Consider the following 25,975-nt stretch of genomic DNA (forward strand, 5'->3'; position numbering starts at 1 on the left):
TTATCGGGTGCTTATCGCGGGTGCTTATCGCGGGTTCGACTCGCTACCTTCGGGCGGCAACACCGCCCCGGTGCGGTTCAGCGACTGGAGATAGGCCACCAGGTCAGACGCGGCGGCGGTCGGCACCACCACCTTGCCCGGCGGTGCGTAGCCCGGGGGCAGCGTCACCGGCTTGTCGCCCGGCTCCGGCGCGTCCTTCACATCGAACAAGTACGGGTAGCTGGGCATGATGCTGCCGCTCACGTAGGCACGCGGCTGGTACAGGTGCCCGAGGTGCCAGTCGGCGCCGGGCTGGCGCACGCCGATGTTCATCAGGTCCGGCCCGGTGCGCATGGTGCCCAGCAGGTGCGGCTTGTCGTAGTAGTAGTCGCCGGCCACGGCCACGCGACCCCAGCCGCGCTTGGCGTCCGGCGCGTAGGAACTGTCGCGCGGCTGCTGGGAATGGCAGTAGATGCAGCCGTTGGCGATATAGACCTCCCGCCCGCGCAGCTGCGCGGCGGTATAGGGCTTGGTGCCTTCGGTGGGCTTGACGTCCTGGAGTTGCAGATACGGCAGGACGACCAGCGCGCTGGTGGCCAGCGCCAGCATGGTCATGCCCCCCGCCAGCAGGGCGCTTTCATTGTTCACGGTTCAGACTCCCTCGGCAGGTTTTTGGCCCGACTGGCCCGTTTTGCGCAGGCGGCCCTGGTGGAACAGCGCCGGGCGGTCACGATTCGGCCCGAAGCCGAAGACCGCGCAGACGAAGTTCGTCACGAAGAACAGGTGGCCCGTCAGCATCATTGCCCCGCCCAGCGAGCGGGCGCGCAGGTACGGCAGGGTCACGGCGACCGAGTCCATGAACGGGCGCGCCGCGTCCAGCATGGCCAGCCCCTGCAGCCAGCCGCCAATGCTCAGGAAGACGAAATAGATGCCGATGCCGCCCGCCGCGAGCCAGAAGTGCATGTAGATCATCCAGCGGTACGGCCATTCGCGGCCGGTCACGCGCGGCACGATGAAGTACAGCGCGCCGAAGAAGGCGAAGCTGACGAACGCATACAGCCCCAGGTGGGCGTGGGCCACGGTGTAGTGCGTGAAGTGGGCCACGCGGCTCACCGTGCGCAGCGCCTCGAACGAGCCCTGGATGGAACTCAGCGTGTACATCATCCCGCCGAAGGTGATGAAACGCAGCGTCGGCGAGTCGATCAGCCGGCGGAAGTTGCCGCGCAGCGTCTGGTGCTGGTTGATGGAGAACGCGACCACCGGAATCAGCATCATCATGCTCTGCACGATGGATAGCGTAATCAGCCACCCCGGCACCGGCCCGCCCACGAGGTGGTGGCCGCCCACCTGCCCGTAGAAGAACGCCAGCGCCCAGAAACCCAGCAGCGAGAGCCCGTACGACCGGACCGGCTGGCCGATGATCTTGGGCAGGAAATAGTAGATGGAAGCCAGCGCCAGCGGCGTGTAGAACAGCCCCAGCACGTTGTGGCCGAACCACCAGTTCATGGTGGCCTGCTCTACGCCGAAGTGCACGCCCGGCACGTTCGCCACCAGGAACAGCACCGGGAACCAGAACAGCGCGCAGCCCATGTACCAGACCGACACGTAGAGGTGATCCACCTTCCGGTTGACCAGCGTCAGCACCAGCGGCAACCCCACGAAGGCGCCGCCGATCACGAACAGGATGTCCACCTGCCAGGGAATCTCGAGCCACTCCAGCCCATCGGAAATCCCCGCGCCGATGCTGCCGATGCCGGCAATCAGCCCCGCATTCCACACCGCCGCCCCCAGCACCGCCCAACGGGCGCCGACCAGCGCCGTCTTGAGCAGCCGGGGCAGCAGGAACAGGGCGATGGCCAGCCCGGCCATCGGCGCCCAGCCGTAGGCCACGGCGTTCAGGTGGATGGTGCGGATGCGGCCAAAGGACAGCCAGGGCACGCTGGCGAGCAGGTCCGGTTCGTGCAGCTTGATCGAGGCGGTGAGCCCGGCCATCGACGCCACCACCAGCCACACCATGGCGCAGCAGATGAACAGGAACACGACTGGCGCGGAAGATGCATCGGCGGCATCGCGGGAGGGATCGTCCAGCCCGGGCGTCAGGTGCGCCGAGGCAGGATCCTCGGGGTGCCCGGTCTCGCCGTCGGCAAAGATCACCCGCGCGGCAGCTGGCGAAGTATCGAACAGGCCCTTCTGCATGCTCCAGATAAAGGCCGCCAGCGCGATCACGGAAAGCAGGAACGCGGAGAGCAGAATGGCGATGGTATTCATGGCATTGCCGGCAGGCATGAGATGAGTCCTGCGCAGATTACGCACGGGGCGGATAGGCGCCCATAGCCACTTCCTGCGTTTTTTGGGTGACCACCGCCGCCTCAGGTTGCAGGCGCGATACGCGCAGGGGGCGCGCAGCGGGTACTGAATCGAGGCACCGATGAGAGCCCGCCCCCTGGAGAGCGCCGCGCCGGACCCCGCCCCCGCAGCGTGGTTTTTTGTCGAATTACCTTAAATTGCATCAAGGATGCAACTTAACTAGAATGGCGGCAGCGCCTGCCTGCGCGCGGTTTTCCGACCGATGACTCGCCCCCGCCCCCATCATGAACGTCCACTTGAGCATTGAAGGCCGCCACGGCCTGGCCAGTCAGATTTATCGCCAGTTGCGCGCCGGTATTCTCGACGGCCGGCTGGCCGCTGGAGAGCGGCTCCCGTCGACGCGCGACCTTGCCACGCAACTCGGTGTTTCCCGAAAGACAACACTCGATGTCTTCGAACGGCTCACCGCCGAGGGCTATCTGCGCTCGCGCACCGGCGAGGGCACCTTCGTGGCGGCGGCCATGACGCGGCGCGGCAACCTGCCCACGCACGCCACGGCCTTGCAGCCGGCCGACGCGCTCTGGGAATCGATGCCGGACGCGCTGCCGATCCGCCAGGAGGGCGTCTCCCCGCAGTACGACTTCATGGGCGGCGTGACCGAAAAGCGGCTGTTTCCGTTCGACCAGTGGCGCCGCTGCGTGAGCCATGCGATACGCGTGCAGGCGCGCGTGCCGGCAGGCTACCGGGATCCGGCCGGCGAGCCGGAACTACGGCTGGCGGTGTCGCGCTACCTGGCCTTCAGCCGCGCCGTGGTCAGCAACTGGCACGACGTGATCATGACCCAGGGCGCCCAGCAGGCGCTGACCCTGCTGGCGCGGGTGGTGCTGCGGCCCGGCGACGTGGTGGCCATGGAGGACCCCGGCTATCCGCCCGCCCGCATGAGCTTTACGGCGGCGGGCGCCCGGGTGGTGCCGGTACCGGTGGATGCGGATGGCATCGTGGTCAGCGCCCTGCCCGCGGACGCCCGCATCATCTATGTCACCCCCTCGCACCAGTTCCCGCTCGGCATGCCGATGAGCCTGGAGCGCCGGCTGGCGCTGCTCGACTGGGCGCAGCGGCGCGGCGCGCTGGTGGTGGAGGACGACTACGACGGGGAATTTCGCTTCGAGGGCCGGCCGATGGACTCGCTCAAGAGCCTCGACCATGACGACGTGGTCGCCTATGTCGGCACATTCTCGAAGACTATTTTTCCGGAACTGCGCATCGGCTACGTGATTCCGCCCGCCCCGCTGGCGCAGGCGCTGTGCCGGGCCAAGCAGACCAGCGACTGGCATAGCTGCACCCTCACCCAGACCGCGCTGGCCAAGTTCATGCTCGACGGCTATTTCGCCAAGCACCTGCGGCGCATGCACAAGGAGTACGCGGCGCGGCGCGCGGCGCTGCTGCGCTGGCTCGATCTCGACCTGTCGCCCTGGCTGGCCCCGCTGCCGGCGTCGGCCGGCATCCACCTCGTGGCCGAAATCCGTCCGGTCGGCCTGAAACAGGCTGACGAAGCCGCCTTTATCGCCCGGGCCGGGGCGGCGTCGATCGGGCTCTACGGCGTCAGCGGCATGTTCGCGGGGCGGCCGCCGCGCCCCGGCGTGCTGATGGGCTACGGCGGCCTCAGCATCGAGGAGATCGATGCGGCCATGCAGCGGCTGCTGGACACACTCCACGGCCGGGCGGTGTTGCCGGGGGCTGTGCATCTGTTGCCCAGCCAGCATACGCGGCCGGGCCGGGCCGCTATACCTTGAAAAATTCGGCAATCTGCCGTTAATTGTTGTCGGCCTCCGCTATTGCGTCTTTCCTGCTTGATGCATACCCATTACGACAACCTCAAGGTATCCCGCGACGCGCCCCAGGAAGTAATCCGGGCCGCGTACAAGTCGCTTAGCCAGAAATATCATCCCGATCGCCATGCGGACGGCGAGGAATCCAACCGCATCATGCGGCTGCTGAACGTGGCCTATGACGTCCTGAGCGACCCCGGGCGGCGCGCGGAGCATGACCAGTGGATCGTGGAGCAGGAGCGGATGGAGGCGATCCGCGCCCGCCGCCGCGAGGTGCCGCCGCGCCCTGCGCCGGGCACGGCGCGGCCCCAGACGGCGCGTCCGCAGGCCCAGCCCCGGCAGCCACGCGCTGCCAGCGGCGCTGCCGGGGCGGCGGGAGGGGCCAAGGCCGGCGGTGCATCCGCCCAGGGTGCCTCCGCGCGCGGCGCCAACAACAAGTCTTCGCAGAAAGCCGAAGAAGCCCGCCCCTCGCGCAGCGAGAAGACCCGTTTCCGCCCCAAACCCGAACCCCGGCCCGATGGTCCGCCGCCGCGCGGCCAGCCGCTGCCGGCCCATCTGGCCTTCCTGCTCTATATCGCGGTGGGGGCCAGCATCGTGGTCCTGCTTGGCGACTGGACGCCCAGCGCCAGTTCGGCCGCCGACACCCCGGTTGCGCTGGTCAAGCCGGCCCGGGCCGAGGAAGCCTTCCCGCCGCAACCGCCCCGCTACAGCCGGCCGGCCAACACGCCGCGCGGCATGCCGTGGCCGAGCCGCTCGGGCTACCTGACCGGCTATCCGGTGCTGAACAGCAACGGGTTGTCCACGGTGACCGTGGACAACACCCGCAATGTGTCCGATGTGTTCCTGAAACTGGTATCGATCGAGGGTGACGCGGCGATTCCGGTGCGCACAAGCTTCGTACGCAGCGGGTCGATGTTCACGATGGAGAATATTGCGCCCGGCCGTTACGACGTGCGCTACCGGAGCCTCGACTCCGGGGAGATCTTCCGTTCCGAGCGCTTCGACCTCAAGGAGATCCAGGAGGCCAACGGCACGAGCTTCGCCAACAACACGCTCACGCTCTACAGCGTGATGGGCAAGTCGAAGAGCGTGACCATCACGGAATCGGAATTTCCCTGAACCGGCTGGCGCCGGCCCAGTAACAGCTCAGGCGCCGTTCAGTACGGCTTGGGCTGCGGCTGCTTGTTCGGCGCGCCCTGGGTGCCCGAGGGGTTATAGGGCACCGGCTTCGGCGCGGGGGCCGGTACCGCGCCATAGAGTTTCTGCCAGCGGGACTTCAGCCCGTCGGCAATCTCCTTCTGGTTGTACTGCTCGGCAAAGTCGATCGCGGTCATGCGCTGCTGGTTCTTCAGGCGCAGGTCCGCGCCCTCGTCCAGCAGCACCTTCACGGTGTCGATATGCCCGCCGCGCGCGGCCATCATCAGCGGCGTGGTGCCGTTGGGGCTTTCCGCATCGATATAGGCGGCGTGATCGACGAGGTACTTCACCACCTCGTTGTGGCCGTTGGAGGCCGCGTAGTGCAGCGGCGCCCAGCCCTTCTTGTTGATCTCGGCCTCTTCGCCGTCGACCATCAGCTTCACCATGTCCAGCTCGCCCTGCAGGCTGGCCATCATCAGCGCGTTCTCGCCGGCCGGGTTGGTCTTGTCGAAGTCGATGTTCTTCGCCTTGATCAGCACCGTGGCGGCCTTGATCGATTTCTCGCGCAGCGCCAACACCAGCATCGGGTTGCCCCGGGCGTCGGTCAGGTTCGGGTCCACGCCGCGCGCCAGCAGTTTCTGCACCGTGTTGGCATCGTCGAATTCCACGGCCTTGCGCATGTCGTCCGCCGGCGCGGCCCAGCCTGCCGTGGCGGCGCCCAGCATCAGGGCGGCCACCGCGCCACGCATCGTCTTCATGTCAAACATGAGCATTCCTGTCTATGTGCTTGAAGAGACGGAAGAAATTATCCGTCGTCTGTTCGGCGATGGTTTCCACCGGCACGCCGCGCAACTGGGCGATGAACTCGCCCACATGGCGCACCCACGCCGGCTCATTGGTCTTGCCGCGATACGGCACCGGCGCCAGATAGGGCGAATCGGTCTCGATCAGCATGCGGTCCAGCGGCACCTTTTTCGCGGTTTCCTGGAGGTCCGCCGCGCTCTTGAAGGTGACGATGCCCGAGAACGAGATATGGAAGCCCTCGTCGAGCGCCTGTTTCGCCACATCCCAGGTTTCGGTAAAGCAGTGCATCACGCCGCCGGCCTCGCGCGCATTCTCCTCGCGCATCACGCGCAGCGTGTCGTCCGCCGACGACCGGGTATGGATGATCAGCGGCTTGCCGGTCTGCCTGGCGGCGCGGATATGGGTGCGGAAGCGTTCGCGCTGCCATTCCATGTCGTCGATGCTGCGGCCATTGAGCCGGTAGTAGTCGAGCCCGGTCTCGCCGGTGCCCACCACGCGCGGGTGCGCGGACAGCGCCAGCAGGCGTTCGAGCGTCGGGTCCTCGCCCTCCTCGTAGTCCGGGTGCACACCCACCGACGCATACAGGTGCGGATGCTGCTCGGCCAGCGCCAGCACGCGCGGGAAGTCCTCCAGCGTCACCGAGATGCACAGCGCGTGGGTGACCTGATTGGCCTTCATGTTCTCGAGCAGCTGCGGCAGCCGCTCGGACAGTTCCGGGAAATCGATATGGCAGTGGGAATCAACGAACATCGTCAGTCTCTGGATGCGGGTCAGTCGAGCCGGCGGCCGACGATCACGAGATCGCGCTCGATGCCATCGAGCACCGCCACGCGCGGCAGGTCGCCCCAGCGGGCGAAACCGTGCCGCTCGAACAGGGCCAGGCTCGGCGTGTTGTGACCGAAGATGAAACCGAGCAGCGTGGTCACGCCCACCTGCGGGGCATGGGCGATGGCCTGCTCGAGCAGGTAGCGCCCCAGCCCTTGCCCACGGCGGTCCGCGTGTAGGTAGATCGACAGCTCGGCGGTCGCGCCATAGGCCGGACGGCCATAGAAATCCGAGTAGCTGAGCCAGCCGGCCATACGGCCCTCGGCATCCTCGCACACCCACAGCGGGCGGCGCTCCGGCTGATGGGCGTCGAACCACGCCTGGCGGGACGCCACGCTCACTGGCTCCGTATCCGCCGTGACCATGCGCGATGGCACCGTACTGTTATAGATCTCGACGATGCCGGGCAGGTCGGCCGGCGCGGCCAGGCGCAGGGTGAAATCGGAAATACGCATGAATAACAAATACTTGCGAAGCTAACTTCGCGTGGATGATCAGATTGCTACAAGGTCTGGGTCGGCCGTCCGGAATCGATGGCCTTGCCCAGGATTTCCTCGACGGCACGGCGCAGGTTGCGGCCATTGTCGTCCTCGGGCAGATGCACGCCCACGCCGGGGGTCTTCATCGGCGTACCGGCCGGCGTGATCCACGCCACCGTGCCCTGCACCTGGTATTTCTGCGGGCGGTCCAGCAGGGACAGCACCAGGAACACCTGTTCGCCAATCCGGAACGGCCGGTTGGACGGCACGAAGATACCGCCGCGCGTCAGGAACGGCATGTAGGCCGCGTACAGCCCCGCCTGGTCCTTGATCGACAGCGACAGCACGTTCGGCCGCTGCGCGGCGCCTGCCGTGGCAGGTTGGCCCGGCACGGTGGTGGGTGCTCCGGGTGCTCCGGGTGCTGCGGGTGCGGCCGGACGCACGGGCGCGCCGGTGACTGGTGCATTCATTGTTTGACCCCTGTTTGGCGTTGCGCCCTGTCCGCTTGGTGCGGCGCTATTTGGCGCGTTTGACAAATCGACAGCTTGACTGCGTTAGCTTTTACCACGGGCGGCGCCCGATTCCTATCGCCCGGCGGCACTTCCCTGGAACAAATGCCGGTAATCGAGGAAAACGGACTCCATGACGAGGCGCGCCGCCAACGGATGGTTCTCGTTGCGCCGATGGCCGACCAGCCGGGCGCTGAACGCCTGGAGTCGGTGGGCATCGGTGGCGCCGGCACAACGCGCCAGCGCCGCCTGCTCCTTCGGGAAATAGCGGACCGCACCGGTGCCGACGCAGAGCGCCAGCAGGTCATAGGTCCAGCGCTGGAGCGTGCCGAGCACGGCCGGCACCGGCAGCTTCTGGAGCTGCTCGGCGGCGGCCAGCGCGTCGAACGCGGCGCCCGCGCCCAGTTGCGAGACCAGCCAGCGCTGCATCGGCTGCTCCTCGGCTTCGGCGGCATGGAGCGCCGTCAGCGGCGATCCGCCAGCCAGCGCCAGTTGCGCCTCGGCATCGGCCACGCCCTGGCTGCGCAGCCAGTCCAGCGCAGCGGCGGCCGTGGGGCGCTCCACGGAAAACTGGCGGCAGCGGGACAGGATGGTCGGCAGCACGCGGTCCAGCCGGTCGGTCACCAGCAGGAAAACCGTGGACGGCGGCGGCTCTTCAAGCGTCTTCAGCAGCGCGTTGGCGCCTTCGGTCTGCAGGGCATCGAGCGGATAGACCACCACCACGCGCAGCCCGGCGCGGTGCGTGCCCACGCCCACGGCCTCGATCAGCGCGCGCACCTGCTCCATGCGGATGATCTTGCTTGGCGCCTTCTTCTTGGCGCCGCCCTCGGCCTCGCCATCCGCTTCGCCGCTCGCATCGAGCGCCTCGGGGCGGACCACCGTGAAATCGGGATGGTTGCCCTGGCTGAACCAGTGGCAGGCCCCGCAGGTATTGCACGGCTGGCCATCGGCAAGAGCCGACTCGCACAGCAGGCCCTGGGCGAAATGCAGCGCCAGGTCCCGCTTGCCAATGCCTTGCTGGCCATGCAGCAGCATCGCGTGCGGCAGCCGGGGGCGCAGCGCAGCCAGTCGTTGCCAGTCTTCTCGTTGCCAGGGATAAAGCATGCCGATTCAGTCAGTTAGCAGGGATCGCTCATGTATTGTCGGAGGGTGGCCAGCGGACATCATCGCCGCCATATAGGCCATCCGGATCAAAGGCTTGCGATGATTTCCTCGAGCGTTACGCGAATCTCGTCGATCGAGCGCGTGGCGTCGATGACCCGGAAGCGCGCCGGGGCTGCCGCCGCACGGCGCAGGTACTCGTCACGCGTGCGCTGGAAGAAGGCGCGCGATTCGGCCTCGAACTTGTCCGGGGAACGCGCGCCGGCCAGCCGCGCACTGGCGGTCTCCAGCGGGACATCGAACAACAGGGTCAGGTCGGGTTGCAGGCCGCCCTGCACCCAGGTTTCGAGCACTTCCAGCCGCCCGGTGGGCAGGCCTCGCCCGCCGCCCTGATAGGCGAACGTGGCGTCGGTGAATCGGTCCGAGATCACCCAGTCGCCTCGAGACAGGGCTGGCTCGATGACTTCGGCGATGTGCTCGCGGCGCGCCGCGAACATCAGCAGCGCCTCGGTTTCCAGGTGCATCGGCCGGTGCAGCAGCAGCTGGCGCAGGTCCTCGCCCAGCGGCGTGCCGCCCGGCTCGCGCGTGGTCACCACGCTGCCCGTATCGGCACGTGCGCGCAGGCGTTCGGCCACCCAGTCGATATGGGTGCTCTTGCCGGCGCCGTCGATGCCTTCGAAGGTAATGAATTTTCCGCGCATGAAAGGCTTATTTGCCGCGCTGGTATTTATCTACCGCGCGATTGTGTTCGGGAAGCGAATTGGAGAAATGGCTGCTGCCGTCGCCGCGCGCCACGAAGTACAGCGCATCGGACGGCGCTGGCGTCGTGGCTGCGGCCAGCGAGGCGATGCCCGGCAGCGCGATCGGCGTGGGCGGCAGGCCGGTGCGGGTGTACGTATTGTACGGGGTGTCCGTCTGGAGGTCCTTCTTGCGCAGGTTGCCGTCGAACGACTCGCCCACGCCATAGATCACGGTCGGATCGGTCTGCAGCATCATGTTCTTGCGCAGCCGGTTGATGAACACGGCGGCAATCATCGGCCGCTCCACGGCCTGCCCGGTCTCCTTCTCCACGATGGAGGCCATGACCAGCGCCTCGTACGGCGTCTTGTATGGGAGGTCCGGCGCGCGGGCGTTCCAGGCTTCGTTCAGGCGCTTCTGCATGGCGCGGTAAGCGTGGCGATACAGCTCGACATCGCTGCTGCCGCGCGCGAACAGGTAGGTATCGGGGAAAAACAGCCCCTCGGGTGACGGTTCCGTCGCACCGATGGCCTTCATCAGGTCGGCATCGGACATGCCCGCCGTGTCGTGCTTGAGTGCCGGGTTGGCATCGACCACCGCCCGCATCTTGCGAAATTCCCAGCCTTCGATCACGGTAACCACATAGTGCGTGACCTCGCCCTTCACCATCTTCTCGATGATGTCGAGCGGCGTGATACCGGTCTCGAACTGGTAGCCGCCGGCCTTGAGGTCGGCGCCGTGGCCGGTGATGCGGGCCAGCAACTGGAACAGGCGCGGGTCCATCGACACGCCGCCGCGCTGGATCTGGCGGCCGACGCTGGCAACGCCCGAACTGGGCTTGATGATGACCTCGACGGGCGAGGCGGACAGGCCGACCGGCTGGTGCGCCCACCAGGCGAAGCCGCCGGCGGCTGCCAGGGCAAAGACCAGCAGAACCCCGATCAGACGCAGAACAATACGTTTCATGGAGGATTGGTGAATTTTGGCGACGCCAGGGTGATGCCAACGCCATGCCCCCAACGGCGGGTCGGGATCGGCAGGGCGGCGGGCCGGAATGGCGACAGCCCCATATAATACCGGGAGCCCCGCGCCGCCACGAGCCCGCATCGTCACGTTGCCGATTTGCCCTGGCGGCAAGCGTCCCTATATAGAGGAGGCGGCGGCACCCCATTCGGCGTGCCGCCGCCTCCCGTCACCTGTTCGCCAACCGGCCTGATTGCATGTCCAACGCAACTCCCACCCTGGCTTCGAGCCTTGAATCGCTGCGCCGCACCGGCGTAATCGCCACGCCTGCTGGCGTCGGGCTGATCCGCGTGGCCGGCGACGATGCCGCCGCGTTCCTGCACACCCAACTGACCAACGCCGTCGAGGATCTGTCCCCGGACACGGCGCGGCTGGCCGGCTACTGCTCGCCCAAGGGTCGCCTGCAAGCCAGCTTCCTGATGTGGCGCGATGCCGACGGCATCGTCCTGCAGATCTCGGCCGACATCCAGCCGGCCATCCAGAAGCGCCTGAGCATGTTCGTGCTGCGTGCCAAGGCCAAGCTGTCCGATCTTTCCGCCACACATGGCGTGCTCGGCGTAGCTGGCCCGGCTGCCGCCGGCGCGCTCGCCGTGGCGGGTCTGCCCGCGCCGCAGGGTCCGCTCCAGGCAGCGAGTGCCGAAGGCGTCACCGTGATTCGTCTGGCCGATGCCGATGGCGGCCAGCGCTGGCAGATCGTGGCCCCGGCGGAGCGCATCGCTGCCCTGCAACAGACGCTGTCCGGCAACCTCGACGCCGCCGCGCCGGCCTTCTGGGACTGGCTCGACGTGCTCTCCGGCGTGCCGCGCATCAGCACGCCGACGCAGGAGCAGTTCGTGCCGCAGATGATCAATTTCGAGCTGATTGGCGGCGTGAACTTCCGCAAGGGCTGCTATCCGGGCCAGGAAGTCGTGGCGCGCAGCCAGTATCGTGGCACGCTCAAGCGGCGCATGTGGCGCCTGCATGGCGATGGCGAGGTACCGGCCGCCGCCGCCGAGATCTTCCGCCCGGAAGACCCGGAACAGCCGTGCGGGATGATCGTCAACGCGGCGCCGTCGCCTGAGGGCGGCTGGGATGCGCTGGCGGAACTGAAGATCGAGGCGGCCACGGGCGCGCTGCGGCTCGGCGCTGCTGACGGCCCGGCCGTGGCCACGCGTGCGCTGCCGTACGAAGTGCCGCTGCCGAATGCGGCCGAAGCGGCCGGCTGAATCTCCCCGGAGCGCCGACATGAGCGATCATCTGTACGTCTATTTCAATGTACCGGACGAGCGGGCCGTCGAGGCCCTGCCCCACTGGCACCGCTGGATGGAAACGGTGGCCGAAGCCACCGGGATTGGTGGTACGCTCATGCGCAGGCCCGAGACCCGCGCCGGCCTGCAAACCTGGATGGAATGCTATGCCGATGTGCCGCCCGCCTTCGACGCCACGCTCACGGGCCTGTGGCACCAGAGCGGGTTGTCGCAATGGGTCAGCGGCGAGCGGATGGCGGAACGGTTCGTGGATCTCGATGTCTTGTAGTGTGCTGTGCCAAGACATCGACTGATCAAGTTGTAAAGGAAGTGCTATGTGCCTGATTCTGGTGGCCTGGCAATCGCACCCGGACTATGCCCTGGTGGTTGCCGGCAACCGCGACGAGTTCTATGCCCGCCCGGCGGCGGCCGCGCACTGGTGGCAGGATGCCCCCCACGTGCTGGGCGGTCGTGACCTCGCGGAAGTGATTGGCGAACCCGGTACGTGGATGGGCATTGCGGGCGCTGACGCCCAGCATGCCGGCCACGCCCACCCGGGCGCGCGCTTTGCCGCGCTGACCAATTACCGCGCGCCGTCCGAGAAGCGCACCGATGCGCGCTCGCGCGGCGAACTGGTGTCGCAGTTTTTGCGCGGCAACCAGAGCGCCGACGAATACCTGCATGCGCTGGCCGGCGACCACGGCGCCTACAACGGCTTCAACCTGCTCGCGAGCGATCTGCACGACCTCTGGTGGTACAGCAACCGTTCGCCGTCGCGCCAGCCGCAACGGCTCAAGCCGGGGCTCTACGGCTTGTCCAACGCGCTGCTCGATACGCCGTGGCCCAAGGTGCGCAGCCGCGTGGGCGCGATGTGCGAAGTGTTGGYAGCGGATAGCGGCCAGCCTACCGCCAGCGCGGAACCGTACCTGCAACTGCTGGCTGACGACCGTCAGGCGCCCGACTGGGAACTGCCGCGCACGGGCGTGGCGCCGGAATGGGAAAAGCTGCTGTCGTCGTCGTTCATCCGCTCGCCGAGCTACGGCACGCGCGCCAGCACGCTGCTCCGCGTGCGGCACGATGGCCGTTTCGACTTCAGCGAGCGCAGCTTCGATGCGAATGGTCCGACCGGCGAGGTGATGTATCGCGGCCGGCTCAACGTGGCGCGTGACCCGGGCACCGTGCCGGCGCCCCGGTAATCACTGTTAAATCTGCTTCCGCATCTCCACGTGCGGGATGCCGGCTTCCTCGAATTCCTCACCCACCTGCTCGAACCCCACGCGCGCGTAGAACGGCGCCGCGTGGGTCTGCGCGTTGAGGATCAGTTCGGGATAACCGAGTTCAGCGGCCTTGGCCATCAGCGCGTCCAGCACCTTCGCACCCATGCCGGTGCCGCGCGCCACCTTCAGCACGGCCATGCGGCCGATGTGGCCGTCCGGCAGCAGCCGGCCCGTGGCCACGGGCGTGCCATCGGCGGCGAATGCCAGCGCGTGCCAGCTCGGCTCGTCCATGTCGTCCCATTCCAGTTCCACCGGCACACCCTGCTCCTCGACAAAAACGCTGTAGCGGATGGCGCGGGCGCGCTCGAGGGCTTCGGCCCAGGCGCAAACGATGACGGTCTCGGACATGATTCGATCCAGCTTGGAAGTCTGTAGAAAGGCGCAATCATACGCTGCGCAACGGGCGAATCGTAACGCAATGCACCAATCATCCTAGGGTTTCCCCGGTCGGCAGGCGCGCTGAAAATTTGTATGATGACCTGACTACCTGATCACTGCCCTCCCTCGCCGTGCCCGTCTTCCAGAAAATTCCCGCCCGCGCCCTGACCGACAGCGTTGCCGAACAACTGCTCGAGAAGATCGAGGGTGGCGCCTTCCCGCGCGGCGCCAAGTTGCCGACAGAGGCCGTGCTGTCCGAGGAATTCGGCGTCAGCCGCACCGTGGTCCGCGAGGCGATTGCCCGCCTGAAGTACGAGGGGCTGGTGGAATCGCGCCAGGGAAGCGGCGTATTCGTCACCGATCAGGCGGGCATCCGGCCGCTGCGCATCGACTACACCGATACCGGCACGCTCGAATCGGTGCTCCAGATCGTGGAACTGCGCCGTTCGATCGAAGCCGAGGTAGCCGCGCAGGCCGCGCGCCGCCGCACCGATACGGCCATGACGAATATCGACGCCGCGCTGGCGCACCTCGATGCCACCGTGGCCGAAGGCGGCGATGGCGTGCAGGCGGACGTGGCCTTCCACCGTGCCATTGCCGAAGCCACCGGCAACCCCTATTTCCTCAAGACGCTGGCCTTCCTGAGCCAGTACCTCGAAACCGCCACGCGGGTGACCCGCACCAACGAAGCCCGCCGCGAGGACTTCTCGCGCCAGGTGCGCGAGGAACACCAGACCATCGTCGCGGCCATCCGCGCCGGCGATGCCGATGCCGCGCGCAACGCCGCGCAGACCCACATGTACAACGCCGCGCGCCGCCTCGCCCAACTGGGCGAGGACACGCCGGCCGAACGCGACGGCCTCCGCTCGCACTGAAACACTTCCGTAGGAGATTCAATATGTCCCGCAATGTCGGCGTCATCGGTTTGGGCGCAATGGGCAATGGTGTCGCGCAGTCGCTGCTGCGTGCCGGTTTAAAGGTCCACGCCTGCGACCTGCGCCCCGAGGTGCTGCAACGCTTTGCCGATGCCGGCGGTGTGCCGTGCGCCAATCCGGCCGAACTCGGCGAACGTTGCGACGTGGTCATCACGCTGGTGGTGAACGCCGCGCAAACGGAAGCGGTGCTGTTCGGTGACAACGGGGCCGTGCCGGCCATGTCCGCCGGCAAGCTGGTCATCGCCAGCGCCACCGTGCCGCCCGTCTTCGCCGAGACGCTGGGCAAGCGGCTGGCCGAGCGCGGCCTGCTGCTGCTGGACGCACCGGTCTCCGGTGGCGCAGCCCGCGCCGCCAGCGGCGAAATGACCATGATGACCTCCGGCCCCGCCGAGGCCTACGCGCTGGCCGAGGACGTGCTGGCCGCGATGGCGGGCAAGGTCTACCGCCTGGGCGACGCGCACGGTGCCGGCTCCAAGGTCAAGATCATCAACCAGCTGCTGGCCGGCGTGCATATCGCCGCCGCCGCCGAGGCCATGGCGCTGGGCCTGCGCGAGGGCGTGGACCCGGACGCGCTCTACGACGTCATCACGCACAGCGCCGGCAACTCGTGGATGTTCGAGAACCGCGTGCCGCACATCCTCTCCGGCGACTACACCCCGCTGTCCGCCGTTGACATCTTCGTCAAGGATCTGGGGATGGTGCTCGACACCGCCCGCACCAGCAAATTCCCGCTGCCGCTGTCCGCCGCCGCGCACCAGATGTTCATGATGGCCTCCACCGCCGGTCACGGCGGCGAGGACGACTCGGCCGTGATCAAGATCTTCCCCGGCATCGAACTGCCGGCGGCCAAGACCAAGTAAGGGAGCGCGATGATGACTGCATCGACCCCATCGACCCACACGCCCCTGCTCGGCTGCATTGCTGACGACTTCACCGGCGCCACCGACCTTGCCAACACGCTGGTTCGCAATGGCATGCGCACCGTGCAGACGATTGGCGTGCCAGCAGCCGGCACGGCCAATGACGCCGTGCAGGCGGACGCCATCGTCGTGGCGCTGAAGTCCCGCACCATCCCGGCCGCCGACGCCGTCGCGCAATCACTGGCCGCGCTGGCCTGGCTGCGCGCCCAGGGCTGCCGCCAGTTCGTGTTCAAGTACTGCTCGACCTTCGATTCGACGGACGCCGGCAACATCGGCCCCGTGGCCGAGGCGCTGCTCGAGGCGCTGGGCAGCGACTTCACCATCGCCTGCCCGGCCTTCCCCGAGAACGGCCGCACCATCTTCCGCGGTCACCTGTTCGTGGCCGATACGCTGCTGAGCGAGTCCGGCATGGAACACCATCCGCTCACGCCGATGACCGACGCCAACCTGGTGCGCGTGCTGCAACGCCAGAGCCAGAGCAAGGTCGGCCTGCTGCGCTACGACAGCGTGGCGCGCGGTGCCGACGAGACCCGCACGCGCATCGGCGCCCTGCGTGCCGAAGGCGCGCGGCTGGCGATTGCCGATGCGATCTCCGACGCCGACCTGTTCACGCTGGGCCAGGCCTGCGCCGACCTGCCGCTGATCACCGGCGGCTCCGGTATCGCCCTGGGCTTGCCCGAGAACTTCCGCCGTGCCGGCCTGCTGCCGCAACGCGTGGATGCCGCCGAGGTGCCGTCCGTCGATGGCCACGGTGTGGTGCTGGCTGGCAGCGCGTCGCGCGCCACCAATGGGCAGGTAGCGCACTGGATCGCCCAGAAGCGCCCCGCCCTGCGCATCGACCCACTCCGGCTGGCCCGTGGCGAGCCGGTGGTGGACGAGGCGCTGGCCTTTGCCGCCGATCATGCCGATCCCGTGCTGATCTACGCCACCGCCACCCCGGATCAGGTCAAGGCCGTGCAGGCCGAACTGGGCGTGGAGCGCGCCGGCCATCTGGTGGAGGCCGCGCTGGCTGGCATCGCCGCCGCGCTCAAGGCCTCGGGCACGCGCCGCTTCGTGGTGGCCGGCGGCGAGACCTCCGGCGCCGTGGTCCAGTCGCTCGCCGTGCAGGCGCTGCGTATCGGCACGCAGATCGCGCCGGGCGTGCCCGCCACGGTCACGCTGGACGCCACGCCACTCGCGCTGGCCCTGAAATCGGGCAACTTCGGCGGCGAGAATTTCTTCGACGAGGCGCTGCGCGCGCTAGGAGCGGCGCAATGAGCGGCAAGACGGAATCCGCGCTGCGCGAGGAGATCTGCCGCGTCGGCGCCAGCCTCTACCAGCGCGGCTACACGGTCGGCACGGCGGGCAATATCAGCGCCCGGCTCGATGACGGCTGGCTGATCACGCCGACCGACGCCTGCCTCGGCACGCTCGACCCGGCCGCCGTGGCCAAGGTCGGCCTGGACGGCAGTTGGGTGTCCGGCGACAAGCCGTCCAAGACGCTGACGCTGCACCGCGCCGTCTACGACAACAATCCGAACGTGCATGGCGTGGTCCATACCCACTCCACGCACCTGGTGGCGCTGACGCTGGCTGGCGTCTGGCAGCCCGACGATGTCCTGCCCCCTCTCACGCCGTACCACGTGATGAAGGTGGGTCATATACCGCTGATTCCCTACCACCGTCCCGGCGACCCAGCCGTGGCCGCGCGCGTGGCCACGCTGGCCAACGACGTGCGCGGCGTGCTGCTGGCGCGCCTCGGGCCGGTGGTGTGGGAAGACAGCGTCTCGCGCGCGGCGTACGCGCTGGAAGAACTGGAGGAGACCGCCAAGTTATGGATGATGCTCAAGGACCAGGCCGGCTTTGCCGACCGCGCCAGCCTCGATGAGGCTGCGTTGACCGAACTGCGCGACGCCTTCAAGGCGCGCTGGTAGCCCGGGCAGGCCCGACGTCGATCAGTAGAACGCCCCCCTAGGACAAAACGCGACGATTTTCGCGACGCGAGCTGCGTGGTGCCCCCGGCCCCGCGCGGGATGCGTGCGCGCCAACGATTGCCGGCCGTCATCCGACGGCCATGAAATTGGAGACCTCAAACGTGAATACTTCCCACACGGCGGCCGGCGCGGCTGCCATTCCCGCCAGCGGCCGGCTCGACGCCGACGCCGTCATCGAGAAACGCGCCTACAAGAAGGTGTTCTGGCGCATCATGCCGTTCCTGATGCTCTGCTACGTGATCGCCTACCTCGATCGCGTGAACGTGGGCTTCGCCAAGCTGCAGATGGCCCAGGACCTGCAATTCTCGGAAACCGTGTTCGGCCTCGGCGCCGGGCTGTTCTTCATCGGCTACTTCCTGTTCGAGGTGCCCAGCAACCTGCTGATGCACCGCATCGGCGCGCGCATCTGGATCGCGCGGATCATGATCACGTGGGGCATCATCTCGGCGCTCTTCGTGTTCGTGAAGACGCCGACCACGTTCTACATCATGCGCTTCCTGCTCGGTCTGGCTGAAGCGGGCTTCTATCCCGGCGTGATCCTGTACCTCACCTACTGGTTCCCGGCCGACCGCCGCGCCAAGATGATCGCGCTGTTCATGTCGGGCATTCCGGTGGCCGGCATGTTCGGCAACCCGCTCTCGGGCTGGATCATGGACGCCTTCCACGACACGCACGGCTGGGCCGGCTGGCAGTGGATGTTCTTCATCGAGGCCCTGCCGGCATTCCTGATCGGTGTCGTCACGGTCTTCGTGCTGCGCGACGGCATCGACAAGGCCCCGTGGCTCGACGCCGATGAAAAGCGCGTGCTCAAGCGCAATATCGAGGAAGACGAGCGCAACGCCAGCGCCGCCGCCACGGCCAACGGCCAGCGCGGCGTGCATTCGCTCGGCGCCGTGTTCAGCGACCGCCGCGTGTGGTGGATGTGCCTGATCTACTTCTGCTTCGTGACCGGCCAGTACGCGCTGACGTTCTGGATGCCGACCCTGGTCAAGGCCAGCGGCGTAAGCGGCAACCTGAAGATCGGCCTGCTCTCGGCGATTCCGTTCGTCTGCGCCATCGTCGTCATGAACATCCTCGGCCACAGCGCCGACGCCCGTCGCGAACGCCGCTGGCACCTGATCGTGCCGGCCCTGATGGGCGCCGTGGGCTTTGCCATCGCGGCCTCGTTCACCGACAATACCGTGGTAGCCATCGCCGCGCTGTCCCTGGCGGCCGCCGGGGTGTTGACCTGCGCACCGCTGTTCTGGTCGCTGCCGACCGCGTTCCTGTCGGGCATCGCCGCCGCATCGGGCATCGCCGTGGTCAACTCGGTGGGCAACCTCGCCGGCTTTGTCTCGCCGTACATGGTGGGCACGCTGAAGGATCTGACCCACAGCACGCAGCTGCCGATGTATGTGCTGTCCGGCATCCTGGTGGTGGGCGCGCTGCTGGTGTGGCTGACGCCCGCTAAGATGGTCAACCGCTGATTCCATTCCTCCTAGGAGACCGCCATGCCGCGCTTTGCCGCGAACCTCTCGATGATGTACACCGAGCACGATTTTCTGGACCGGTTCGCCGCCGCGGCGGCGGACGGTTTCCAGGCGGTGGAATACCTGTTCCCGTACGATCATCCGGCCGCCGAGATCCGCAAGCGGCTCGATGACAACGGGCTGACCCAGGCGCTGTTCAATGCGCCGCCGGGCGACTGGGGCGCGGGCGAGCGCGGCATCGCCGCCCTGCCCGGCCGCGAAACCGAGTTCCGCACCGCGTTCGCGCGGGCGCTCGAGTACGCCGGCGTGATCGGCAACGACCGCGTCCACGTGATGGCCGGCCTGGTGCCGGCCGATGCGGACCGCGCGAAGGCGCACGCCACGTATCTCGAGAACCTGGCCTATGCCGCCGCCTCGGCCGCCGCGCAGGGCGTGACGGTGCTGATCGAGCCGATCAACACGCGCGACATGCCGGGCTACTTCCTGAACCGCCAGGACGACGGCCAGGCCATCTGCCAGCAGGTGGGCGCCGCCAACCTGAAGGTGCAGTTCGACTGCTACCACTGCCAGATCGTCGAGGGCGACCTCGCGGTCAAGCTCAAGCGCGACTTCGCGGGCATCGGCCATATCCAGATCGCCGGCGTGCCGGACCGCCACGAGCCGGACCTGGGCGAACTGAACTATCCCTACCTGTTCAACGTGATCGACGAACTCGGCTACGACGGCTGGATCGGCTGCGAGTACCGCCCGCGCGCGGGCACCTCGGCGGGTCTCGGCTGGCTGAAGCCGTACCTCAATCGCTGAACTGAACGTCTACACGACTGAGCTGCAACCATGAATGTACTGATTACCGGCGGTGCCGGCTTCCTCGGCCTGCAACTGGCCCGCCTGCTGCTCAAGCGCGGCAGCCTGAACCTCGACGGCAAGGCCGTCACGATCGACCGCCTGACGCTGCTGGACGTCGTGGCGCCGCAGATCGACGATGCGCGCGTGCGCGTGGTCACCGGCGACCTCTCCGACCCGGCCGTGCTGGCCCGCGCGATGGATGCCGATACCGGCGCCGTGTTCCACCTGGCCGCCGTGGTCAGCGGGCAAGCCGAGGCCGATTTCGACCTTGGCATGCGCGTGAACCTCGATGCCTCGCGCGCGCTGCTCGAAACCTGCCGCCAGCTGGGCCACCGCCCGCGCGTGGTGTTCACGAGTTCGGTGGCCGTCTATGGCGGCAAGCTGCCGGCCGTGGTGCAGGACGACACCGCGCTGAACCCGCAGTCGTCGTATGGCGCGCAGAAGGCCATCGGCGAACTGCTGCTGTCCGACTACAGCCGACGCGGCTTCGTCGATGGCCGCGTACTGCGCCTGCCGACCATCAGCGTCCGCCCGGGCAAGCCCAACGCGGCGGCGTCGTCGTTCGCCAGCGGCATCATCCGCGAACCGCTGGCCGGCGAGGCCGCCAACTGCCCGGTGGCCCCCGAGACGTCGCTGTGGCTGCTCTCGCCGCGCGGCGCCATCACGGCGCTGGTCAACGGCCTGGAACTGGACGGCGCGCGCTTCGGCAACCGCCGGGTGGTGAACCTGCCGGGCCTGTCGGTGACCGCCAAGCAAATGGTCGAGGCGCTCCGGCGCGTGGCCGGCGACACCGTGGCCGACCGCGTCACCTGGCAGCGCGAAGAACGCATCGAGAACATCGTCGGCACCTGGCCGGCGGCATGGGACGCCACCCGCGCCGTCGAACTGGGCTTCCAGAGCGACGCGAGCTTCGATGACGTGATCCGCGGCTATATGGAGGATGCGGGAATCGACGGCTGAGCATGTCAATTTGACGTGTCGAATGCGCCACATGCAGATCGTAATCAGATTTGAGGCTGCCACGCGAAACCGGTAAAGTGCTCCCAGTGGCGGGCCTCTGTCCCGCAGTCGACAGGAACGAACCATGACAGCCCGGGACGATGAACGCGATCTGCTGAACCGCTGTGCGGCCGCGGCCAAGGGAGAAGTCCTGGGCGCGGCCGATCAGCGCGAGGCAAACGTTTTCCGCCTGGCCTCGATGGTCCTTCGTCCGCGCCTGCCGGCCGAATCTACGCGATTGATGACCGCCAGCGAGCAGTATTTCCGCCAGCATCCCGCCGAACAGGTGGAGAGTGCGCAAGTGGTGCGCAATGGATGGGTGCCCAGCGTTCCGCGCCTGCGGGCCATGCTGACGATGCAGCTTCGACTGGCCTGAAATGCTGCCGCAAACCGCCTTTCACACCCATACCGCCCTTGCGGAGGGCCTTCGCGAACTGTTGAAACAGCTCGAGGGACGCCTCTCGTTGCGCCAGCCGTTGACGGTGTATCTGGCGGGCGGCATGGCGGTGCATCTTTACACCGCGAGCCGGGTCACCACCGATGTCGATGCGGAATTCTCTGGCCGGGTCATGCTGCCGCAGGATCTGCTGGTCGAGGTGACACTCGAGGACGGCTCGCCCCAGGTGATCTACCTCGACACCAACTACAACTCCACCTTTGCGCTGATGCACGAGGACTACCAGGAAGATGCCATTCCGGTCGACCTTGGCCTCGAACAGATCCGCGTGCGCGTCCTTGCGCCCACCGACCTCGCCGTCAGCAAGATCGCCCGGCTGGCGGACAACGACCGGGAGGACATCCAGGCGCTGGTGGCGGCTGGCTTGACTTCGGCGGATGAGATCGAGGCGCGCGCCACCGACGCGCTCGGCGGCTACGTGGGCGGCGTGGAAATGCTGCGCGCCAATCTGCGCGATGCCCTGGCTTTGGCGCGCGAGGCAGCAAAGCCCACGCGCCCCTAGCCCTACCGCTCCGGCTTCACCACCTCGTACGCCTCGATCGTCTCCCTGACCTGCCCGGGGATCGGGGCCGATTTCTGCGTGGCCGGGTCAGCGCAGACGTAGATCACCTCCCCGGTGATCAGGTGTTCGTCGCCGCGATACATTTCCACGCGGAACAGCATGCTCGAACGGCCCAGGCGGGCCATGCGGCCGCGGATCTCCAGCATGTCGTCGAACCGCGCCGAGGCGTGGTATTCCAGGGTCGACTTCACCACGAAGATGTCCACGCCGTGCGCGTGGAGCACGTCTTCGGGATAGCGGATGCCCACCGCGCGCCAGTACTCGGTCACGCAGATATCGCAATACGTCAGGTAGTGCGCGTTGAAGACGATGGACTGCGGGTCCACCTCGGCCCAGCGCACGCGCAGCGGCACGCTGTGGCGGAAATCCTCTTTCGCCATGTTTTGTATTCCCCAAGCCAATACGGGCGCCTCGAGGGGCGCCCGCATGTCATCGTCATTCAGCGAATTACTGTGCCTTGGCCAGGCCCAGCTTCTCGATGATGGCCTTTTCCTTCTTGACCGTCTCGGCGGCGAAAGCCGCGTACTGCTCGCTGCTCATGTAGTACGGCTCCATGTCGAACTTGGCGAGCGACTCGCGGTAGTTCGGCATTTCCATCGCCTTCTTGAACGCGTCATGCAGTTTCTGCACGATCTTCGGGTCCGTGCCCTTCGGCACAACCAGCCCGAACGGCGACGTCTGGACGATGCCCATGCCGAGTTCCTTTAGCGTCGGCACGTTCGGGAAGCGCGCCGAGCGCTTCTCGCCCCAGGTGGACAGCAGGCGCAGCTTGCCCTGCTCCACATACTGCGCCCACGCCGGCGTGTCCGCCACCGACATCACGTGGCCGCCCAGCAGGGCCTGCATCGATTCCGAGTTGCCTTTGTAAGGAATATGCGAGAACTGCACGCCCTGGCGCATGGCCAGTTCTTCCATGGTCAGGTGCAGCGTGGTCATCGAGCCTGGCGAGCCGTAGGTCAGCTTGCCCGGATTGGCCTTGGCGTAGGCCACGTACTCCTGCATCGTCTTGATCGGCGAATCGGCCGGCACCACCAGACCGAACGAATACCCGGCCAGGTTGATGACGTACGACAGGTCCTTCACCGGATCCCAGTTGATCTTGGTGGTGTACGGCAGGCGGTAGACCGGCATGGCGACCTGGGCCAGCGTGTAGCCGTCAGGCGCCGTGGATTGCATCAACTGAGCCGGCAGCACGCCGCCGGCACCCGGCTTGTTCTCGACGATCACGGGCTGGCCGAGGATCTTCGAGGCGTTGTCGGCCAGCACACGGAACGGGATGTCGGTGGAACCGCCCGCCGTGTAGCCGATGATCAGGCGGATCGGCCGGGTTGGGAATTTGTCCGCCTGCGCGTGGGCCGGCAGGGCTGCGAAACCGATCGCGGCCGTGGCGGCGAGCATGCCCGCACGGGCGATGAAATGGCGGCGTTGCATAAGTCAATGTCTCCTTCTTCTGCTGCAGTTCTGCAATATTGCGACTTCAGGTCTTGAATGCTTGACGGAGCGCGCCGTTGGCGTCGGCGTGCGCCTGTAGTACAGCCGGCACGAAGCGGCCGAGCTTGAAAAAATCGTGAATCATCGACGGATAGTCGACCAGCGTGGCCGGCACGCCCGCCGCCTGGAGCTTGGCGGCGTAGGCCACGCCCTCGTCATGCAAGGGGTCGTAGCCGGCCACGGCGATCCAGGCCGGGCATACCCCGCGCACATCGGCGCCGGTACCGCCCCCGTCCAGCGGCGCGAAGCGCCAGTCGTCACGGTCGGCGTCCTGGCCCAGATAGTGCGAAAAGAACCACTGGATCATGTCGCCAGTGAGCAGGTAGCCCTCGGCCAGTGCGCGGTGCGAGGGTGTGTCCTGCCGCGCGCTCGTGCCTGGATAGATCAGCAGTTGCAGCACCGGCGCCAGGCCGGCGTTGCGGGCCGCCACGGCGCTGGCTGCGGCCAGCGTGCCGCCGGCGCTGTCGCCGCCGAGCGCGATCCGGGCCGGGTCGGCGCCCAGCCGCTCGGCCTCGGCGAAGACCCAGTGCAGCGCGTCGAACGCATCGTTGGCGGCCGTCGGGAATTTCCAGTCCGGCCCGAGCCGGTAGTCCACCGACAACACCAGGCATTCCGCGCCCATGCAGAACGTGCGGCACAGCGCATCGTGCGAATTGACACTCCCCACTGTAAACCCGCCGCCGTGGAAATACACCAGCAACGGCAGCGGATCGGCCCAGCTTGCCTCGCGCGGTGCATAGAGCCGCACCGGAATCTGATGGCCGTCGCGCGCCGGGATGGCGAAGTTCTCCACGTCATGGACGGGCGGCGGCGAAATATCGAGGATCGGGGCGCTTTTCTCGTACGCAATCTTGGCGTCCGCCACGTCCAGCGCGTGGATCGGCGGGCGCTTGGCGCGCGCGATCAGGTCCAGCAACTGCGCAACTTGCGGGTCGAGCGGCTGGGAGGACTTGCCAGGAGGAACACCGGACGCGGAATCGGTCGGCAAAGGCTTGGCGGACATGGACTGACCCGAGGAAGCTGTCTCTGAATATTGTCGAGGTTCGAATAGTGAACGATCGTTCGTTTTCCGTATCATGCCAGCGTTTTGCGGTTGCAGCATGACGAAATCATTCCGGCGATGTGTTTTGGCGACGCTTTTGCGCGATCATCGACCACATCAGCGGCTATGCTGAGAGCGTATTCCATCGGGAGACACCATGACAGGCGAGCACTTGCAGGTTGTACACGGGGATATTACGCGGCTGGAGGTCGATGCCATCGTCAATGCCGCGAACAACGGCTTGTTGGGCGGCGGGGGTGTGGACGGCGCCATCCACGGCGCGGGCGGGCCGGCCATCATGAACGCGTGCCGGGCGATCCGCGAGGCACAGGGCGGCTGCCCGACCGGCGAAGCGGTCATCACCACGGGCGGCCTGCTGGCGGCGCCCTATGTCATCCATGCAGTGGGGCCGGTCTGGAAAGGCGGGAGCCAGAACGAGGACGCGCTGCTGGCCAACGCCTACCGCAACAGCGTGCGGCTGGCCGGCGAGCAGGGCCTGCGCACCCTCGCCTTCCCGAACATCAGCACCGGCATCTACGGCTTTCCGCGCGAGCGCGCCGTGGACATCGCCATCCGCGCCGTGCGGGACGCCCTGCCCAAGGCGCCGAGCCTGGAGCAGGTGACCTTCGTCTGCTTCGATGACGAGAACTACCGCCTGTATCGCGAGCGGCTCACCTAGTCACCCTTCACCACCCTCCACGATCGATCACGGCAGCGCGCTGCGGATCAGCAGATTGATCCGCTCGGGCTGCTCGTGGATGATCCAGTGCGTGCCTTCCGGAATCCGCTCCAGGCGCAGGTCGGGGACGAAGTCCTCCAGCCCGTCCGCGAGCGTCTTCGGTAGCGCGCGGTCGTTCTCGCCCCAGATCACCAGCGTGGGCACGCGTACGAGGAAGGCCGACGGATCGAGCCGCGAGATGTCCGGCGCGGCTTCGCCCGGCCCGGGCGGGTGCATCGGCGAGGCGCGGTAGTAGTTCACGCCCCCCGTAAGCGGATGGCTCCCGGCATCGCCCGGCTGCGACCACGCCGCGTGGTACCGCGTGCGCGTCTCGCCGTTGAACCAGACGGGCAGCCGGTCGGCATCGCCCGTCAGCATCTTCTCCAGCAGCGCGAATTCGTCAGCGGCCAGCGCCTGCTCGGACCCCGGCTTGCGCAGCCAGTTCATATAGCCCGATGCCTTTTGCTGCGCCGCATCGGCCGACAGCGCGCGCGCAAACACATAGGGATGGGGCGAGTTGATGATGATCAACTGCTCGACCAGATCCGGATGCTGGATGGCGAGGTTCCAGCAGATCGCCCCGCCCCAGTCGTGCGCCACCACCACGCAGCGCTGGTAGCCCAGCGCGCGCACGAACTGCACGAGATCCTCGACCAGATGCTTCGGTTTGTAGGCGTCCGGCTCGGCCGGCTTGCTGGACAGGTTGAACCCACGCAGGTCCGGCGCCACGGCGAAATGGGTCTGGCCGAACTGCGCCAACTGGTGCTCCCAGGCGTACCAGAACTCGGGAAAGCCATGCACGAACAGGATCAGCGGCCTGCCCTGCTCCCCGGCGCTCGCGTAATGGAGGCGGGTGCCGTTGGGCAGGTTGGCAAACTGCAGGTGCTGAATCACAGCGGGTGCGGTCATCGCGGTCTCCATCGCCACTCCTTTACGTTAGGGTGGCTCGGT

Annotated in this window: 29 protein-coding genes; 15 read left to right on the plus strand and 14 right to left on the minus strand. The window is 67.3% G+C overall.

The window, feature by feature from the left end:
* Nucleotides 1-24 precede the first annotated feature (24 nt).
* Together AC1DP9_RS03695 and AC1DP9_RS03700 are read right to left on the minus strand one after the other, a co-directional pair.
* Nucleotides 25-627, minus strand: a complete 603-nt coding sequence (locus AC1DP9_RS03695; protein WP_092293219.1) for a cbb3-type cytochrome c oxidase subunit II — start codon at nt 625-627, stop codon at nt 25-27.
* Nucleotides 628-630: 3 nt separating this feature from the next.
* Entirely contained in the window at nt 631-2,247 is a 1,617-nt protein-coding gene (locus tag AC1DP9_RS03700) for a cbb3-type cytochrome c oxidase subunit I (RefSeq protein ID WP_092293345.1), read from the minus strand.
* Nucleotides 2,248-2,570: 323 nt separating this feature from the next.
* On the opposite strand from AC1DP9_RS03700, the gene pdxR reads away from it, so the two are divergent.
* The gene (pdxR, locus tag AC1DP9_RS03705) at nt 2,571-4,079 is read left to right on the plus strand and encodes a MocR-like pyridoxine biosynthesis transcription factor PdxR (protein ID WP_477106648.1); all 1,509 of its coding nucleotides are present in this window, start codon (nt 2,571-2,573) and stop codon (nt 4,077-4,079) included.
* Nucleotides 4,080-4,139: 60 nt separating this feature from the next.
* Complete coding sequence (locus tag AC1DP9_RS03710) at nt 4,140-5,234, plus strand: J domain-containing protein (RefSeq protein WP_477106909.1); 1,095 nt, start codon at nt 4,140-4,142, stop codon at nt 5,232-5,234.
* A gap of 38 nt (nt 5,235-5,272) precedes the next feature.
* Here the strand turns inward: AC1DP9_RS03710 and AC1DP9_RS03715 are convergent, their stop codons facing one another.
* The 7 genes from AC1DP9_RS03715 to mltG all read right to left on the minus strand — a co-directional run bounded on the left by AC1DP9_RS03715 (nt 5,273) and on the right by mltG (nt 10,674).
* Nucleotides 5,273-6,019 carry an ankyrin repeat domain-containing protein gene (locus tag AC1DP9_RS03715; RefSeq protein WP_477106649.1) on the minus strand — a complete coding sequence of 249 codons (747 nt, stop codon included), beginning with the start codon at nt 6,017-6,019 and terminating at the stop codon, nt 5,273-5,275.
* The gene (locus tag AC1DP9_RS03720; protein WP_477106650.1) at nt 6,012-6,806 is read right to left on the minus strand and encodes a TatD family hydrolase; all 795 of its coding nucleotides are present in this window, start codon (nt 6,804-6,806) and stop codon (nt 6,012-6,014) included. Before AC1DP9_RS03720 ends, AC1DP9_RS03715 begins: the two co-directional genes overlap by 8 nt.
* Nucleotides 6,807-6,826: 20 nt before the next feature.
* Nucleotides 6,827-7,336, minus strand: a complete 510-nt coding sequence (locus tag AC1DP9_RS03725) for an N-acetyltransferase family protein (RefSeq protein WP_477106651.1) — start codon at nt 7,334-7,336, stop codon at nt 6,827-6,829.
* Between the two features lie 47 nt (nt 7,337-7,383).
* Nucleotides 7,384-7,830: a PilZ domain-containing protein gene (locus tag AC1DP9_RS03730; RefSeq protein WP_477106652.1), complete on the minus strand. Its 447-nt coding sequence runs from the start codon at nt 7,828-7,830 to the stop codon at nt 7,384-7,386.
* Between the two features lie 114 nt (nt 7,831-7,944).
* Nucleotides 7,945-8,973, minus strand: a complete 1,029-nt coding sequence (locus AC1DP9_RS03735) for a DNA polymerase III subunit delta' (RefSeq protein WP_092293205.1) — start codon at nt 8,971-8,973, stop codon at nt 7,945-7,947.
* Between the two features lie 86 nt (nt 8,974-9,059).
* Entirely contained in the window at nt 9,060-9,671 is a 612-nt protein-coding gene (gene tmk, locus AC1DP9_RS03740; RefSeq protein WP_092293203.1) for a dTMP kinase, read from the minus strand.
* A 7-nt stretch (nt 9,672-9,678) separates the two neighbouring features.
* Entirely contained in the window at nt 9,679-10,674 is a 996-nt protein-coding gene (gene mltG, locus AC1DP9_RS03745) for an endolytic transglycosylase MltG (protein ID WP_477106653.1), read from the minus strand.
* A 254-nt stretch (nt 10,675-10,928) separates the two neighbouring features.
* Here mltG and ygfZ point away from each other — a divergent pair, with 254 nt between their 5' ends.
* From ygfZ to AC1DP9_RS03760, 3 genes are read left to right on the plus strand one after another with little or no spacing between them, the layout of a single operon-like run.
* On the plus strand, nt 10,929-11,936 hold the full coding sequence (gene ygfZ / locus AC1DP9_RS03750; protein WP_477106654.1) for a CAF17-like 4Fe-4S cluster assembly/insertion protein YgfZ: 1,008 nt from the start codon (nt 10,929-10,931) through the stop codon (nt 11,934-11,936).
* Between the two features lie 19 nt (nt 11,937-11,955).
* On the plus strand, nt 11,956-12,246 hold the full coding sequence (locus AC1DP9_RS03755; protein WP_092293197.1) for a DUF4936 family protein: 291 nt from the start codon (nt 11,956-11,958) through the stop codon (nt 12,244-12,246).
* Nucleotides 12,247-12,292: 46 nt separating this feature from the next.
* Complete coding sequence (locus tag AC1DP9_RS03760) at nt 12,293-13,153, plus strand: NRDE family protein (protein ID WP_477106655.1); 861 nt, start codon at nt 12,293-12,295, stop codon at nt 13,151-13,153.
* A 6-nt stretch (nt 13,154-13,159) separates the two neighbouring features.
* Here AC1DP9_RS03760 and AC1DP9_RS03765 read toward each other — a convergent pair whose 3' ends face one another.
* Nucleotides 13,160-13,582 (minus strand): GNAT family N-acetyltransferase, encoded by a 423-nt coding sequence (locus AC1DP9_RS03765; RefSeq protein WP_477106656.1) that lies wholly within the window; start codon nt 13,580-13,582, stop codon nt 13,160-13,162.
* Nucleotides 13,583-13,743: 161 nt separating this feature from the next.
* Between AC1DP9_RS03765 and AC1DP9_RS03770 the strand changes: the two genes are divergently transcribed.
* The 9 genes from AC1DP9_RS03770 to AC1DP9_RS03810 all read left to right on the plus strand — a co-directional run bounded on the left by AC1DP9_RS03770 (nt 13,744) and on the right by AC1DP9_RS03810 (nt 21,713).
* A complete protein-coding gene (locus AC1DP9_RS03770) occupies nt 13,744-14,487 on the plus strand; it encodes a FadR/GntR family transcriptional regulator (RefSeq protein ID WP_092293192.1) in 744 nt (247 codons plus the stop codon).
* Between the two features lie 23 nt (nt 14,488-14,510).
* Nucleotides 14,511-15,407 carry an L-threonate dehydrogenase gene (gene ltnD, locus AC1DP9_RS03775; protein WP_477106657.1) on the plus strand — a complete coding sequence of 299 codons (897 nt, stop codon included), beginning with the start codon at nt 14,511-14,513 and terminating at the stop codon, nt 15,405-15,407.
* Nucleotides 15,408-15,419: 12 nt separating this feature from the next.
* On the plus strand, nt 15,420-16,724 hold the full coding sequence (gene otnK / locus AC1DP9_RS03780; RefSeq protein WP_477106910.1) for a 3-oxo-tetronate kinase: 1,305 nt from the start codon (nt 15,420-15,422) through the stop codon (nt 16,722-16,724).
* Nucleotides 16,721-17,380, plus strand: coding sequence for a 3-oxo-tetronate 4-phosphate decarboxylase (gene otnC / locus AC1DP9_RS03785; protein WP_477106658.1), 660 nt, complete (start codon nt 16,721-16,723; stop codon nt 17,378-17,380). Before otnK ends, otnC begins: the two co-directional genes overlap by 4 nt.
* A gap of 140 nt (nt 17,381-17,520) precedes the next feature.
* Nucleotides 17,521-18,906 (plus strand): MFS transporter, encoded by a 1,386-nt coding sequence (locus AC1DP9_RS03790; protein ID WP_369823377.1) that lies wholly within the window; start codon nt 17,521-17,523, stop codon nt 18,904-18,906.
* 24 nt (nt 18,907-18,930) lie between these two features.
* Nucleotides 18,931-19,713: a 2-oxo-tetronate isomerase gene (gene otnI / locus AC1DP9_RS03795; protein WP_477106659.1), complete on the plus strand. Its 783-nt coding sequence runs from the start codon at nt 18,931-18,933 to the stop codon at nt 19,711-19,713.
* A 30-nt stretch (nt 19,714-19,743) separates the two neighbouring features.
* Nucleotides 19,744-20,715, plus strand: coding sequence for a D-erythronate dehydrogenase (gene denD, locus AC1DP9_RS03800; RefSeq protein WP_477106660.1), 972 nt, complete (start codon nt 19,744-19,746; stop codon nt 20,713-20,715).
* A 124-nt stretch (nt 20,716-20,839) separates the two neighbouring features.
* Nucleotides 20,840-21,130 (plus strand): hypothetical protein, encoded by a 291-nt coding sequence (locus AC1DP9_RS03805; protein ID WP_477106661.1) that lies wholly within the window; start codon nt 20,840-20,842, stop codon nt 21,128-21,130.
* 1 nt (nt 21,131) lies between these two features.
* Nucleotides 21,132-21,713: a DUF6036 family nucleotidyltransferase gene (locus AC1DP9_RS03810; protein WP_477106662.1), complete on the plus strand. Its 582-nt coding sequence runs from the start codon at nt 21,132-21,134 to the stop codon at nt 21,711-21,713.
* Between the two features lie 2 nt (nt 21,714-21,715).
* Here AC1DP9_RS03810 and AC1DP9_RS03815 read toward each other — a convergent pair whose 3' ends face one another.
* The 3 genes from AC1DP9_RS03815 to AC1DP9_RS03825 all read right to left on the minus strand — a co-directional run bounded on the left by AC1DP9_RS03815 (nt 21,716) and on the right by AC1DP9_RS03825 (nt 24,267).
* Entirely contained in the window at nt 21,716-22,153 is a 438-nt protein-coding gene (locus AC1DP9_RS03815; protein ID WP_144195519.1) for a YbgC/FadM family acyl-CoA thioesterase, read from the minus strand.
* A gap of 67 nt (nt 22,154-22,220) precedes the next feature.
* A complete protein-coding gene (locus AC1DP9_RS03820) occupies nt 22,221-23,204 on the minus strand; it encodes a tripartite tricarboxylate transporter substrate binding protein (RefSeq protein ID WP_092293180.1) in 984 nt (327 codons plus the stop codon).
* 46 nt (nt 23,205-23,250) lie between these two features.
* Entirely contained in the window at nt 23,251-24,267 is a 1,017-nt protein-coding gene (locus AC1DP9_RS03825) for an alpha/beta hydrolase (RefSeq protein ID WP_477106663.1), read from the minus strand.
* A gap of 196 nt (nt 24,268-24,463) precedes the next feature.
* Here AC1DP9_RS03825 and AC1DP9_RS03830 point away from each other — a divergent pair, with 196 nt between their 5' ends.
* Nucleotides 24,464-24,985 carry an O-acetyl-ADP-ribose deacetylase gene (locus tag AC1DP9_RS03830; protein WP_477106664.1) on the plus strand — a complete coding sequence of 174 codons (522 nt, stop codon included), beginning with the start codon at nt 24,464-24,466 and terminating at the stop codon, nt 24,983-24,985.
* A 27-nt stretch (nt 24,986-25,012) separates the two neighbouring features.
* Here the strand turns inward: AC1DP9_RS03830 and AC1DP9_RS03835 are convergent, their stop codons facing one another.
* Nucleotides 25,013-25,945 (minus strand): alpha/beta fold hydrolase, encoded by a 933-nt coding sequence (locus AC1DP9_RS03835; RefSeq protein ID WP_477106665.1) that lies wholly within the window; start codon nt 25,943-25,945, stop codon nt 25,013-25,015.
* Nucleotides 25,946-25,975: the final 30 nt, after the last annotated feature.

It is taken from the genome of Cupriavidus sp. 01L43 (assembly GCF_056399925.1).

Coding starts and splice junctions, on each gene's coding strand:
- AC1DP9_RS03700 (WP_092293345.1), bottom strand. CDS start 2,247: ATGAATACCATCGCCATTCTGCTCTCCGCGTTCCTGCTTTCCGTGATC.
- pdxR (WP_477106648.1), top strand. CDS start 2,571: ATGAACGTCCACTTGAGCATTGAAGGCCGCCACGGCCTGGCCAGTCAG.
- AC1DP9_RS03710 (WP_477106909.1), top strand. CDS start 4,140: ATGCATACCCATTACGACAACCTCAAGGTATCCCGCGACGCGCCCCAG.
- AC1DP9_RS03715 (WP_477106649.1), bottom strand. CDS start 6,019: ATGTTTGACATGAAGACGATGCGTGGCGCGGTGGCCGCCCTGATGCTG.
- AC1DP9_RS03720 (WP_477106650.1), bottom strand. CDS start 6,806: ATGTTCGTTGATTCCCACTGCCATATCGATTTCCCGGAACTGTCCGAG.
- AC1DP9_RS03725 (WP_477106651.1), bottom strand. CDS start 7,336: ATGCGTATTTCCGATTTCACCCTGCGCCTGGCCGCGCCGGCCGACCTG.
- AC1DP9_RS03730 (WP_477106652.1), bottom strand. CDS start 7,830: ATGAATGCACCAGTCACCGGCGCGCCCGTGCGTCCGGCCGCACCCGCA.
- AC1DP9_RS03735 (WP_092293205.1), bottom strand. CDS start 8,973: ATGCTTTATCCCTGGCAACGAGAAGACTGGCAACGACTGGCTGCGCTG.
- tmk (WP_092293203.1), bottom strand. CDS start 9,671: ATGCGCGGAAAATTCATTACCTTCGAAGGCATCGACGGCGCCGGCAAG.
- mltG (WP_477106653.1), bottom strand. CDS start 10,674: ATGAAACGTATTGTTCTGCGTCTGATCGGGGTTCTGCTGGTCTTTGCC.
- ygfZ (WP_477106654.1), top strand. CDS start 10,929: ATGTCCAACGCAACTCCCACCCTGGCTTCGAGCCTTGAATCGCTGCGC.
- AC1DP9_RS03755 (WP_092293197.1), top strand. CDS start 11,956: ATGAGCGATCATCTGTACGTCTATTTCAATGTACCGGACGAGCGGGCC.
- AC1DP9_RS03765 (WP_477106656.1), bottom strand. CDS start 13,582: ATGTCCGAGACCGTCATCGTTTGCGCCTGGGCCGAAGCCCTCGAGCGC.
- ltnD (WP_477106657.1), top strand. CDS start 14,511: ATGTCCCGCAATGTCGGCGTCATCGGTTTGGGCGCAATGGGCAATGGT.
- otnK (WP_477106910.1), top strand. CDS start 15,420: ATGACTGCATCGACCCCATCGACCCACACGCCCCTGCTCGGCTGCATT.
- otnC (WP_477106658.1), top strand. CDS start 16,721: ATGAGCGGCAAGACGGAATCCGCGCTGCGCGAGGAGATCTGCCGCGTC.
- AC1DP9_RS03790 (WP_369823377.1), top strand. CDS start 17,521: ATGAAATTGGAGACCTCAAACGTGAATACTTCCCACACGGCGGCCGGC.
- otnI (WP_477106659.1), top strand. CDS start 18,931: ATGCCGCGCTTTGCCGCGAACCTCTCGATGATGTACACCGAGCACGAT.
- denD (WP_477106660.1), top strand. CDS start 19,744: ATGAATGTACTGATTACCGGCGGTGCCGGCTTCCTCGGCCTGCAACTG.
- AC1DP9_RS03805 (WP_477106661.1), top strand. CDS start 20,840: ATGACAGCCCGGGACGATGAACGCGATCTGCTGAACCGCTGTGCGGCC.
- AC1DP9_RS03810 (WP_477106662.1), top strand. CDS start 21,132: ATGCTGCCGCAAACCGCCTTTCACACCCATACCGCCCTTGCGGAGGGC.
- AC1DP9_RS03815 (WP_144195519.1), bottom strand. CDS start 22,153: ATGGCGAAAGAGGATTTCCGCCACAGCGTGCCGCTGCGCGTGCGCTGG.
- AC1DP9_RS03820 (WP_092293180.1), bottom strand. CDS start 23,204: ATGCAACGCCGCCATTTCATCGCCCGTGCGGGCATGCTCGCCGCCACG.
- AC1DP9_RS03825 (WP_477106663.1), bottom strand. CDS start 24,267: ATGTCCGCCAAGCCTTTGCCGACCGATTCCGCGTCCGGTGTTCCTCCT.
- AC1DP9_RS03830 (WP_477106664.1), top strand. CDS start 24,464: ATGACAGGCGAGCACTTGCAGGTTGTACACGGGGATATTACGCGGCTG.
- AC1DP9_RS03835 (WP_477106665.1), bottom strand. CDS start 25,945: ATGGAGACCGCGATGACCGCACCCGCTGTGATTCAGCACCTGCAGTTT.